Origin of the sequence: Chryseobacterium sp. SIMBA_028, from assembly GCF_046535285.1 — a bacterium.
Taxonomy (GTDB): Bacteria; Bacteroidota; Bacteroidia; order Flavobacteriales; family Weeksellaceae; genus Chryseobacterium.
Genome location: NZ_JAWRWZ010000009.1, coordinates 112,831 through 125,358 on the forward strand (window position 1 = coordinate 112,831; position 12,528 = coordinate 125,358).

At 34.3% G+C, this 12,528-nt stretch carries 13 protein-coding genes; 8 read left to right on the forward strand and 5 right to left on the reverse strand.

The genetic code is table 11. The features are described from left to right. Positions 1-84: 84 nt before the first annotated feature. Positions 85-1,416: a tRNA lysidine(34) synthetase TilS gene (gene tilS / locus SCA31_RS13420; protein ID WP_410697499.1), complete on the reverse strand. Its 1,332-nt coding sequence runs from the start codon at positions 1,414-1,416 to the stop codon at positions 85-87. An 87-nt stretch (positions 1,417-1,503) separates the two neighbouring features. Between tilS and SCA31_RS13425 the strand changes: the two genes are divergently transcribed. Continuing rightward, entirely contained in the window at positions 1,504-2,337 is an 834-nt protein-coding gene (locus SCA31_RS13425) for an OmpA family protein (RefSeq protein ID WP_410697500.1), read from the forward strand. Positions 2,338-2,388: 51 nt separating this feature from the next. Here SCA31_RS13425 and SCA31_RS13430 read toward each other — a convergent pair whose 3' ends face one another. Then, positions 2,389-2,637: a hypothetical protein gene (locus SCA31_RS13430; protein WP_410697501.1), complete on the reverse strand. Its 249-nt coding sequence runs from the start codon at positions 2,635-2,637 to the stop codon at positions 2,389-2,391. 166 nt (positions 2,638-2,803) lie between these two features. Here SCA31_RS13430 and SCA31_RS13435 point away from each other — a divergent pair, with 166 nt between their 5' ends. The 5 genes from SCA31_RS13435 (at position 2,804) to SCA31_RS13455 (ending at position 6,249) form a co-directional block, all read left to right on the forward strand. Continuing rightward, entirely contained in the window at positions 2,804-2,962 is a 159-nt protein-coding gene (locus tag SCA31_RS13435; protein ID WP_410697502.1) for a CCPGW family putative bacteriocin, read from the forward strand. 113 nt (positions 2,963-3,075) lie between these two features. Beyond that, positions 3,076-3,723 carry an O-methyltransferase gene (locus SCA31_RS13440; protein WP_410697503.1) on the forward strand — a complete coding sequence of 216 codons (648 nt, stop codon included), beginning with the start codon at positions 3,076-3,078 and terminating at the stop codon, positions 3,721-3,723. An 84-nt stretch (positions 3,724-3,807) separates the two neighbouring features. Next, complete coding sequence (locus SCA31_RS13445) at positions 3,808-4,524, forward strand: NlpC/P60 family protein (protein ID WP_410697504.1); 717 nt, start codon at positions 3,808-3,810, stop codon at positions 4,522-4,524. Between the two features lie 9 nt (positions 4,525-4,533). Continuing rightward, on the forward strand, positions 4,534-4,998 hold the full coding sequence (locus SCA31_RS13450) for a DUF1648 domain-containing protein (protein ID WP_410697505.1): 465 nt from the start codon (positions 4,534-4,536) through the stop codon (positions 4,996-4,998). Between the two features lie 12 nt (positions 4,999-5,010). Then, the gene (locus tag SCA31_RS13455) at positions 5,011-6,249 is read left to right on the forward strand and encodes a 3-deoxy-D-manno-octulosonic acid transferase (protein ID WP_410697506.1); all 1,239 of its coding nucleotides are present in this window, start codon (positions 5,011-5,013) and stop codon (positions 6,247-6,249) included. Here SCA31_RS13455 and SCA31_RS13460 read toward each other — a convergent pair. Genes SCA31_RS13460 through SCA31_RS13470 form a run of 3 tightly spaced genes read right to left on the reverse strand, consistent with a single transcriptional unit; the run spans position 6,241 to position 8,625 of the window. Then, on the reverse strand, positions 6,241-6,867 hold the full coding sequence (locus SCA31_RS13460) for a deoxyuridine 5'-triphosphate nucleotidohydrolase (RefSeq protein ID WP_410697507.1): 627 nt from the start codon (positions 6,865-6,867) through the stop codon (positions 6,241-6,243). The two genes, SCA31_RS13455 and SCA31_RS13460, sit on opposite strands and share 9 nt — an antisense overlap. Further along, a complete protein-coding gene (locus SCA31_RS13465) occupies positions 6,867-7,622 on the reverse strand; it encodes a glycosyltransferase family 2 protein (RefSeq protein ID WP_410697508.1) in 756 nt (251 codons plus the stop codon). Before SCA31_RS13465 ends, SCA31_RS13460 begins: the two co-directional genes overlap by 1 nt. A gap of 25 nt (positions 7,623-7,647) precedes the next feature. Further along, entirely contained in the window at positions 7,648-8,625 is a 978-nt protein-coding gene (locus SCA31_RS13470) for an acyltransferase family protein (protein ID WP_410697509.1), read from the reverse strand. A 199-nt stretch (positions 8,626-8,824) separates the two neighbouring features. Between SCA31_RS13470 and SCA31_RS13475 the strand changes: the two genes are divergently transcribed. Next, positions 8,825-9,304: a lipocalin family protein gene (locus tag SCA31_RS13475; RefSeq protein ID WP_410697510.1), complete on the forward strand. Its 480-nt coding sequence runs from the start codon at positions 8,825-8,827 to the stop codon at positions 9,302-9,304. 179 nt (positions 9,305-9,483) lie between these two features. Continuing rightward, positions 9,484-12,297, forward strand: coding sequence for a leucine--tRNA ligase (gene leuS, locus SCA31_RS13480; protein WP_410697511.1), 2,814 nt, complete (start codon positions 9,484-9,486; stop codon positions 12,295-12,297). Positions 12,298-12,528 lie beyond the last annotated feature (231 nt).

Below are 12,528 nucleotides of genomic sequence, written 5' to 3' on the forward strand. Positions count from 1 at the left end.
TAATGAAATTATAGCGGAAATAACAGAGCTTTATTCAGGAGAAAAAGCTAGGAATATATTTTAATCAAGTCAAAAACTACATATCTATTCCTTTGAAAAGAAAATTTTGATGAATTTTTTGCTGCTGTCATAAATTAGAAAACGCCTGTCCTGCCTGAATGGAATGACCCCAAGTACAGAATGGCTTCCATCGGAAAGCAACCAGGTTTGCTGTCTGTCAACAGTAGATAGTTTTTCGTCTCTGAAAAATTTAGAAATTTTCTTTTTCCCTGAAAGTCCAACAGGGTAAAACTCATCACCCTCCCGATGTCTTCTTAAAAATAAAGGAAATTGGATTTTTGCCGGATCAATAATCCACTCAAAATCTTTAATATTTTCCTTAATAAATCCTTTGAGATTAATATTTAAATTGTTTTCTGAAGAAATGAAACAGTCAGTTAATAAAATTTCGTTGATAGTTTCTTCATCTTTGTTTCTTTCCAGAAAGATCAATTCATTTCTGTTGACAATCAACTGATATTCCTTAGAGAAAAAAGAACTGTTATTTTCCGCCTTGAAAATCTTAGGAATTTCTTCTTCCTGATTGAATCCATATTTTTTTAAAATTTCAAACTTAACAAAATCACTTTCCTGATTCAGCTTTTCCTTTGAAAATATTTTATGGCCTTGGTTAAATATGGTAAGCTTATTTTCTATTTCCTGAATCTGTTTTTGAACAAAATCATTGGCCTGATTCAGATAAAAAGAACTTTTTTTGAAGTTTTCCAGAAAGTGATCATTAGTTTCCTGTAGTTTTGGAACGATTTCATTCCTGATTTTATTCCTAAGGTAATCATTTTTTTTATTGGAAAGATCTTCCCGGAATTCAATATCATTTTGTTCAGCAAATTGATAAATTTCCTTTTTTGAAAAACTTAAAAGTGGACGGAGTATACAGTTTGCATTGGTGGGAATACCGCTTAAGCCTTTAATACCTGCTGCCTTTGACAGATTAATAATAAATGTTTCCAGTTGATCGTTCAAATGATGGGCTGTAACGAGAAATTCCAGTTCTTCCCTTTGCCGGATTTCTTTGAAAAATGCATAACGGAGTTCCCTTGCCCAAAGCTGAATAGAATTTTCCGGTTTTTGATCCTTTTCAGAAACTTCATACAAATGGAATTTAATATGATTTTTCTCACAAAAACGTTGTACTACATTTTGATCAAGGTCTGAATCTTTTCCGCGAAGTTTATAATTGATGTGAGCAATTTGAAATAAGTGCTCTTTACCTTGTATATTGTCTCTCAAATCCCGAAATAAAGAGGCCAGAACCATGGAGTCGGCTCCTCCGCTCACAGCCAAAAGATAGGTGTGGTTTTCAGGGTTGTGAACAAGATTTTCTAATTGATTTTTAAGGCTTATTTTTTTCAACATATATGTTGAGAATTTCTTTTATACAAAGATAAACCATATAATTCAATTGAATTTCCCTAACTTTGAGTAGTCTAAAAATGATTACTTATGAAGATTTTTAAAGTTTTAGCGGTTTCTGCAATGGCGCTGGGAATGACCTCTTGTGTGAGCAAGAAGCAATATGATGCCTTGAGTACCAACTACAAACAGTGTATTGAAAATATCGGAGAAAGACAGAGAGAAATTCAGGATCTAAAATCCCAAAACTCTGCATTGACAGGTGAAAACAATTTGTTAAAAAGCCAACACGATGCTTTAAAGTCATCTCTTGATGCATGTCTTTCAAATACAGGGAAAAGTTCTGCTAATATTGATAAACTGGTAGGGGAGATTAATGCTTCTAACACCTATATCAAGCAGCTGATTTCAAGTAATGCTAAAAATGACAGTTTAAACCTTGCGTTGTCTAACAAACTGAAGAGATCTTTGGATAATGTATCAGATGAGGATGTACAAGTGAAAGTATTGAAAGGTGTAGTAATGATTTCCCTTTCAGATAAAATGTTATACAAAACGGGAGATTACAACATCTTGCCTGAAGCTCAGGAAGTGCTAGGTAAAGTTGCGAAAGTAATCAATGATTACGATAAATATTCTGTATTAATTGAAGGAAATACAGATAATGCGGCATTAAATTCTCCAAACCTGCCAAGAGACAACTGGGATCTTTCTGCATTAAGAGGTACTTCTGTTGCTAAAGTTCTTCAGACTCAGTTTGGTGTAGATCCGGCAAGGATTACAGCAGGAGGACGTTCTGAATACAATCCTAAAGCGACCAATATGAGTGTTTCCGGTAGAGCTGAAAACAGAAGAACAGAAATTATCATCATGCCTAAGCTGGATGAGTTTATGAAACTGATGGATATTGCTCCAAAGAAATAATCAAATCTTAAGATAAAAAAAATCCCGAAGTAATTCGGGATTTTTTTTTAATCAAATTAATTCTTCCTTTTTTAAATGAGAAATAATTCGCTGTAAAAATGAATTGGATATTTCAGTCTTGGTTTTTTTTGCAGAAGACCTCGTATTGCCTTTCGGTGATACGATTTTTTGATTCTCATGGTTAGTTTGTTTCTCTCCTGCAATCATTTTGTTTCTCTTAGTGTTTTTACCCCTTTGTTCTCTGTGCAAACTTATAACTAATACCTCAGAAAAAACATCCGTGTTTTTACGGTATTTCATATGGGGTTTTTCCCAAAAGCAGATAGAACTATTAGTAGCTTTTTTAAATTCTAATTCTTTGGTTTATAAAATAATGCGTATATTTAATTCTCCTTAAAAGGATATAATACAAAGAGGTATCCGAAAATCTTATAGAGTAGGAAAGCTAAACCAACAAATTATTACTATGAAAAATCTACAAAAACTTTCAAGAGAAAAAATGAAAAATGTACAAGGTTCTCTAGACAGCGACTATTGTAATCCTCAGATTATTTGTCAAAGAACTAGTGACTGCTGTCCAGGATGGGTATGTGGAGGAAAAGGAGAGTATTGCATTGCTTATTAATGATTAAATAGGTATATATAAGAGAAGAGAGATTGATTTCTCTCTTTTTTTGTGTCATTAAGGTATTCAAAAAGAAGTTTTAAAATTCTTAAATTTGTTTAAATTAAAATTGTATGAGTTTTTTTGAAGAAAAGAATCCTGAAATGGATAGGTATTTGGAATCACATGCTTCTTCGGAATCTGAAATTCTGAAAAAGCTGAGAAGAGAAACTTATCAGAAGACGACACAGCCACATATGATCTCTGGATATCAGCAAGGGAGGTTATTGACTATTATTTCTCAAATGTTGCAACCTAAAAATGTTCTTGAAATAGGAACGTTTACAGGATATGCTACCTTGTGCCTTGCCTCAGGACTAGCAAAGGACGGTAAAATCACAACATTGGATGTAAATGAAGATCTGGCTTACCTTCCAAAAAAATATTTTGAATCCAGCGAATATGCTGATCAGATTGATTTTAAACTTCAGGACGCTAAAGAATTTTTAAAAGAAACAGATGAAGTCTTTGATTTAATCTTTGTAGATGCTGACAAAGAGAATTATGCAGACTATTTCAGATTAATAAAACCTCATACAAAATCAGGATCAGTAGTGATGTTTGATAATGTTTTATGGTATGGAAAAGTACTGGAAGAAAATCCAAAGCTGAAATCTACACAGTCCATCCAGGAATTGAATGATTTAGCCGCAAAAGACGATGATTTTGAAAATCTTATTCTACCTTTGCGTGATGGAGTAAACTTTCTTCGTAGGAAGTAACTAAATAGTAAAGGATTAAATATCCAAGGGTATATCCTATAGTATTTTAATCTTTTAATTATTCAATCTTTTAATTTAGAGTTAATGAATAAAGGAATTTGTATTGTTACAGTAGCGCCGGTTCGTGCGGAAGGTTCTGATAAAGCAGAAATTGTTACTGAAATATTGTTTGGAGAAAGCACAGATATTCTGGAGGTGAATAAAAACTGGACCAGAATAAAAATGCATTATGATGGCTATGAAGGATGGATGGATACCAAACAGCTAAAACCTGTAACAGATGAAGAGCTTGCCAATAGAAAAGTAACTGTAGTTACAGAGGACTTTTCTTCTGTGTTGATGAATGACGGAAAAACGTTACTTTCAATGGGTTCTGAGGTAGAATTTCCCGTGGTGGCTTCAAGAAGAAGTCATGATGTAAGAGAAAGTATTGCTCTGGCATCCAAGGAATTCCTTAATGTTCCTTATTTGTGGGGAGGCAAAAGTTTTTTTGCCGTAGACTGTTCCGGATTTACACAACTTATCTATAAAATTCATAATATTAAACTTCCTAGAGATGCTTCCCAGCAGGCTGAGGTAGGAGAACCACTTACTTTTGTAGAAGAAACCCAGCCGGGTGATCTTGCATTCTTTGAAAATGCTGATGGGAAGATTATCCACGTAGGAATTATGTTGGAAAATCAAAAGATTATTCATGCATCAGGAAAAGTAAGAATTGATACTTTGGATTCTACAGGAATTTTCAATAAAGAAATGAATAAACATACTCATAAACTTAGGGTTCTTAAAAGCATTATTTAAAATATGAAAGTGTCTAGCATATTGTTAATAGTAAACACTCTTTTGCTTATTGTAATTTGGGTTTTTACAGGAATAAAATATGCTGAGTTACCGGATATAATTCCTACTCATTTTGACTTTCAGGGAAATGTAGATGGAGAATCCGGTAAAGGAACGATCTGGCTTTTGCCATGTATTGCTACCTTTATTCACCTTCTTTTTATTGGAGCTACCAGAGATCCCCATTCTCCTATGCTAAACGTACCACAAAGCTTTCGTAATAAAGAAACACTGGAATTGTATTTGTTCTCTTTGCTGCTTCCTGTGATGATCCTGTTTTTGGATATTATTATCGAAAGTATCCGGGTTGCAGAGGGGAAACAGACTGAATTAAGTGATGCTGTTTTCTTTATTTTAGGATTAGTATTTGCTGTGGTTGGAGTATTCCTTGTAAGATGTATAAAAGAGAATGTAACAAAAAAGTCTAACGACTAAATCAATCAAAAATTGAATTTGCTTTATAATATATTCATCAGTTTTCTCATTGTTGGAATGAAAGTTTTTTCGTGGTTTAATGATAAAACTAAAAAAGGAGTTGATGGTAGGAAACAATCATTGGATAAAGTAAAATCTGCTTTTTCAAAAACAGATATGGTGATTTGGATGCACGCAGCAAGTCTGGGTGAGTATGAACAGGGGCTGCCGGTTTTAGAAAAGCTTAAAGAACAATTTCCTAATCATAAAATTCTGGTCACTTTCTTTTCACCATCAGGATATGAGAATGTTATTAAAAAGAAACATATTGCAGATGTAATTTGTTATCTGCCTTTTGATAAAAAAAGTGATGTAAGAGAATTTGTGTCGCAATTTGATGTTAAACTATTTTTTACGGTGAAATATGATTATTGGTATAATTTGCTTGCCGAACTTAAAAATAGGAATGCGAAAGTGTATGTGATTTCTGCATTATTCTATGAAAGACAATCTTTTTTTACGTCCTATGGCAAGTGGTTTGTGAAGCAGCTTCGAAAGAATGTAGACTGGTTCTTTCATCAGACTCAGTTTTCTCTTGCATTAGCTAAAAGTGTTGGATTGATGAGGTCTTCCGTAACAGGAGATACAAGATTTGATAGGGTAAAACAACTTCAGCTGCGTGATAATCATGTTAATCATATTTCAAGTTTTATAGGGGCACATAAGACCATTGTTTTTGGAAGTTCCTGGCAGGCTGAAGAGAAAATTGCAGAAATGATTTTCCGGAAAAATAATACTGCAAAAATAATTATTGCCCCCCACGATTTGAAGAGGGTGGAGCATTTAAAAAATATGTTTCCGGATGCGATACTGTATAGTGAGATCCAACGTTCAAACCTTTCAACATTCAGTTCTCAACTGCTGATCATAGACAGTATAGGATTATTGTCAAAATTGTATTCCTATGCAGATGTAGCTGTTGTTGGGGGAGGTTTTCATGATGCAGGATTACATAATATCCTGGAAGCAGCAACATTTGGAGTTCCAGTAATCTTTGGAAATCATTATAAAAAGAATCCTGAGGCAGATGATCTTATTTCCATGAATGGAGGGAAATCCTTTGCAGACGAGCAAACAGCCGCAGAATTCGTTTTATTTCTTGCCAATGAAGAGAATAAAGAAGAACTTGAAGAAATGTCTCAGAATGCAAGGAATTTCGTTGATGAAAAGCCTGATTCCACAGAAATGATTCTGCAGAAAATTCTATCTTAAAAATCCCTGACTTTTTATCTCTTTCATGGTTTGCTCAATATTTTCAGGAATGTTGTCGCACTCCAGCCAGTTAATATCCAGTCCGTTATTGATACATAATTTTTGGAGATAATGGTTTTCTGATATTTTGGCTTGAGTATCTCGTAGAAACTCGTCAATTTCCATCCAGTAATCCTCATCCAGTTTCTTAATTAATATCAAGGATTTGAATACTTTATTGATGATATAGATATACAGTTTATAAACATTGTCAAACCTCTGCCTGCTCAGCTCATTATTATAATCCAGAATCTTATTAATCATCAGTAGATTAATTGAAACTTCCCCAAACTTGTCAGTTGTTATTTTTACATGTTCGGTAATTTCAGCACTTATTTTTCGAATAATCGTCAGGAAATATTTGGTATTACCAATATATTTTGAAGCTAAAAGAATTTTTTCCTCCACATCCACTTCCATTGTACTCCTCTTATCATCGGTAGTAGCCGGATCAATAAGCTCGAAGTACAATTTTTTAGACAGTAATTTATCCTTTCTCAGTAATCTGAAGATAAGTTTATCCTTTTCGGTATTGGAAAAAGCACTCAATGCTGCCTTAAACTCTTTTGAATACTCCATTAGTTGAAAATTTTTGAATATTTTAGAAAGCCATTCATGGCCCAGTTAGCGGTATAATACAATGATTTTAAAGTGGAGAATCCCATGAAATCTTTATACACAAGGTACTGATCCTTGATAATGTTTTTTTTATTTCTGGAAACACTGTTCTCACGCATTCTGTATTTTGCCATTGTTTTATTAATAGGTATTCCTTCAGAGACTACCTTTAATAGATTTAGCCACATCACATGATCTTCACGTTTGCTTTTTACAGGGAATAAAAACTTTCCAACCCTTTTAGTGTCATACATTGTGGAAACAGGAGCCAATCGGCATGTTTTCAGGAGATTAGAAAATGTAACTACTTTGTCTGCAAGGAAATCCTTTAAGATAGGCTGAAGCTGCTCATTACATCTTGAATAGTTGCAGTACACAAGTTCTGCATGGTGTTCCTGCATATAATCCGTCATGGTCTCAATGTATTCAGGGTACCAATAATCATCTGAGTCCAGAAATGCAATATATCTGCCCTTTGCTCTTTCAAGACTATTGTTTCTTGCATTTCCGGCACCCCCGTTTTTCTCCAGAACCTGTAGCTTTATTCTTGGGTCATTGTATTTCCTGATGATTTCTACTGTATTATCTTTGGAAAGGTCGTCTGTGATCAGCCATTCCCAGTTTTCATAGGTTTGGGTAAGGACGGACTGTATGGTTTCCTCGATAAATTCAGCAGAATTATAACAGGGAGTAATAATGGAGACAAGGTCTTTCATTTATGCTTTTAAATATTCTTCAAAATTATAAAAATCTTTTTTCATAAAGATGCCATGAGGCAATTCCCACGCTAATAACTACCAACATGCACACAAATCCCATAAAGAATGGATTATAATTGGCAAAAAGGCCCAAAGTAGCAAATACCCTGATAATAGGGAAGTGGAAGATATAAATCCCGTAGGTGAAGTCTCCATATTTTCCAAAGTTATTCAGAAACTTAAATGAATAAGTAATATACAAAACTATAATACTGATCATTATTGGAGAGAATAGTTTTATCTTCAAAATAAGATCTATCCAAACGGTAGCTATAGCAATGATGAAAAGAATATTTTTATGTTGAATAAATTTATCAAAGTGAAAATACAGAAGCATTCCTCCAATAAAATAGCACAATGAGCCAGGGAGCTGTCTTGAAATAGACGCTTTTCCTGTCATTTCAAAATAGTTCAGGAAGATCAAAGAGAGAAAATATAAGACAATTAGGCTAATGCTTCGGTACTTATTATTTTTTCCAAACAGTAAAAACATTAAAGGAACAGCAATGTAAAAACATATTTCAATTTTAAGAGTCCACAAGGCTCCGTTTACAGCCTGATTACCGAATACGCCTGGTAGCCAGGGAGCTTTGAAATTAATGAAAAGAGAATTCCAAAATAAATAATTGTATACCTGTGGATTACTAAAATACTCAGAAAGAGGAAGGGTACTGACCAAGCTTAATAGTATGGCACAAAGAAATACAACCAGTAAATATGCGGGGACAATTCTGTTGAACCTTTTTTTAGCATAGCTTTTTAAGCTCGAAGATCTTTCATAGCTTCTCGCAATTAAGAAACCACTCACAATAAAAAAAGAAAAAACAGCAACCTCTACGGGGCTATACGTTAGAATTTTTAGTTCTTCAGAAACACTTAAGGCTCCAAGATGACCTACGAAGACGATAAAGGCTAGGAGAACACGGATGAAGTCAAAATTATTTTTCGTTATATCTTGCATTTTTTTTCTTTGACTACAAAAATAACTTTTTTAATAAAACAGAGGGATTTTCATATGTTCAATATTTGTTAAATAAAGGGAATATGACCTCTGACTGTTTTAAAATATATATAAATAAAGGTAGATAAAATAATTTTTCACAAAAAATAGTAATATAAATCAAAAAAATTATAATTTTAGCCCTTGAAAAAATTAATCTATGAAGAAATTAGCACTACTATTTTCAGGCTTATCATTACTGGTGGCCTCCGGATGTTCTACTAGTAACGATTATGTTGAAGAAGCTCCACTTATTGGGTTTTGGCAGCCGTTAAAAGAGGTGGTTACTACTGTAGAGGTAGGCGAACAACCAGTTTCGGATGTGATTACCTATACAGACTGTCAGAAAGAGTCCAGATGGTGGTTCAGTAGTGAAGTAAAGGGAAAAAGAATTGATGTGAAAGATCCTGTTACACCAGGATTATGTGATATTCAGCCTGATGCCAACTTTACCTATAGCTATGATAATAACAGCAAAAATATGCAGATGAAATATCAGGGGGTGGTAGCTCCTGTTAATGCAAAGGTGATAACCCTGAGTGAAACAACCCTCAACCTGGCTGTTAGAGAAGAGACGGAAGATCCGGCTGTGTTTAAAACAAGAACTTATACTTTCAAGAGAGTAAATCCTCAACATTAATAAGTGTACTTCAAGATATAAAACAGGTCTCGTCTTCGGATGAGACTTTTTTGTTGAGCAGAGAATTAGAATTCATCATAAATTAAATTTTTATTTCTTTTAAAATCATTAATTTTGTGAATCTTGTAAAAAAGAGAAAATCTAAATATTTAAAGTCTAACATATAACATATATATAAAGTGTTTTACGATCATCAGCAGATAGAAAAAAAGTGGCAGAAATATTGGGAGGACAATCAAACCTATAAAACCTCCAATAATAGAGATAAACCTAAATTTTATGTACTCGATATGTTCCCGTATCCATCAGGGGCAGGACTTCACGTAGGTCACCCGCTTGGATATATTGCATCGGATATCTACGCAAGGTACAAAAGACATCAGGGGTTTAACGTTCTCCACCCGGTAGGGTATGATAGCTTCGGGCTTCCTGCTGAGCAGTATGCAATCCAGACAGGACAGCATCCGGCAATCACTACAGAAAAAAATATCAACAGATACGAAGAGCAATTAAGAAAAATTGGGTTTTCATTTGATTGGAGCAGAGAAGTAAGAACTTCAGATGCATCTTATTATAAGTGGACACAGTGGATCTTCATTGAGTTGTATCACTCTTGGTATAATAAAGATACAGACAAGGCAGAATCCATCGATACCCTGATCAAGCATTTTGAAGAAAAAGGAACAGAGGGATTAAATGCCAATCAAAATGATGAATTAAGCTTTACCGCAGAAGAATGGTCTAGCGCTTCTGAAATTGATAAAGAAGATATCCTATTAAATTATCGTCTTTCTTACAGAGCGGAGACCACTGTAAACTGGTGTCCGGCATTAGGAACGGTTTTGGCTAATGATGAGATAAAGGACGGGAAATCTGAAAGAGGAGGATTCCCTGTATTCCAAAAGAAAATGATGCAGTGGAGCATGAGAATCTCTGCATACTCTGAAAGATTATTACAAGGACTTTCTACATTAGACTGGCCGCAACCGTTGAAGGATGCTCAGGAATACTGGATCGGTAAATCTCAGGGAGCACAGGTTCAGTTCAAGGTAGATGGTCATGATGAAATTGTTGAGGTTTTCACCACAAGACCTGATACTATTTTCGGAGCAACATTTATGGTTTTGGCTCCAGAAAATCCTTTGGTAGAAACAATTACTACAGACGCTCAAAAAGTAGAAGTAGATACCTATATTGAAGAAACTTCCAAAAAAACGGAAAGAGACAGAATGTCTGATGTGAAAAATGTGAGTGGAGCTTTCACAGGAAGTTATGCAATCAATCCTTTCAGTGGAGCAAAAATGCCGATCTATATTTCAGACTATGTATTGATGGGATATGGAACGGGAGCTGTAATGGCTGTTCCTGCACATGATGAACGTGATCACAGATTTGCAAAGAAATTTAATCTTGAAATTAAAAAAGTAGTTGAAACTGATGAAGACGTTCAGGAAAAAGCTTTTGATTCCAAAGACTCCGTATGTGTAAACTCTGATTTCTTAAACGGATTACATTATAATGATGCGAAATCAAAAATAATTGCTGAAATTGAAACTAAAGGGATAGGCCACGGAACAACTAACTATAGACAGCGTGATGCCATTTTCTCAAGACAGCGTTATTGGGGAGAGCCGGTTCCTATATATTATAAGGAAGGAATGCCTTATACATTACCAACATCTGCCTTGCCGTTGGAACTTCCTGAAGTTGAAAAATATTTACCAACAGAAGATGGAGATCCACCACTAGGAAATGCAAAAGAATTTGCTTGGGATGAGGTGAGCCAGAAAGTAGTTTCTACAGATTTAATAGATGATAAAACTATTTTCCCTCTAGAATTATCTACGATGCCAGGTTGGGCGGGAAGCTCATGGTATTTCCTTAGATATATGGATCCTCAGAATGATGGAGAATTTTGTGCGAAAGATCGTTCAGACTATTGGGGACAGGTAGATCTTTACATTGGAGGTAGTGAACATGCAACAGGTCACTTATTATATTCCCGTTTCTGGAACATGTTCTTAAAAGATAGAGGATATATTAATCATGATGAGCCTTTCCAAAAATTGATCAACCAGGGGATGATCTTAGGAATGAGTGCATTTGTGTACAGAATCGATGGAACCAACCAATATGTTTCTAAAAATTTAGCAGGTAATTATCAGACTCAGCAAATTCATGTAGATGTATCCTTATTAAAAGGAACATCCGATGAATTAGACACAGAGGCATTCAAAGCTTGGAGACCTGATTATGCACATGCGGAATTTATCTTGGAGGATGGAAAATACATTACAGATCGTGAAGTAGAAAAAATGTCCAAGTCAAAATATAATGTAGTAAACCCTGATGACATTTGTGAAGAATACGGAGCAGATGGCTTAAGACTATATGAAATGTTCCTGGGACCATTGGAGCAATCTAAGCCTTGGAATACACAAGGACTAAGTGGTGTATACGGTTTCCTTAAAAAATTCTGGAACCTGCATTTCAATGGAGAAACATTTGAAGTTTCTGAAGAAGAACCTACAAAGGCTGAATATAAAGTATTGCATACCCTAATAAAGAAGGTAGTATATGATATAGAAAATTTCTCATTCAACACTTCTGTATCTTCATTTATGATTGCTGTAAACGAGCTTCAGAAAATAAAATGCAACAAACGCAATATTCTAGAACCGCTAGCCGTTATCATCTCTCCATATGCTCCCCACATTTGTGAAGAACTATGGAGTTTATTAGGTCACGATACTTCAATAGAATTTGAACAATTCCCTATATTGAATGAGGATTATCTGGTTGAGGATGAAATTGAGTATCCGGTAAGCGTAAACGGCAAAATGAAGTTCAAAATTTCGCTTTCAGCTCAATTATCTGCGAAGGAAGTCGAAGATTTGGTGATTTCAAATGAGAAAATGCAACAGATTTTGGAAGGTAAAACCCCTAAAAAAATCATTGTTGTCCCTCACCGTATTGTGAATATCGTAATTTAAAAAAAAATTAACATTGGGAAATTAAAAAAAATGGGTGTCTTATTTTTATGATTTTTTAACTCAAATGTTAAATTTGGGAAAAATAAATAAAATATTTAAGAATAATTATTATATCGAAATCGTATTAAATTTTCTTTATCAAAAAAAAGCGAAATGTTTAATTAAGACTCTTGCATTTTAATTAATTTTGCCTTTAATTTACACCCTGTAAAATTTTAAAACAATATAATT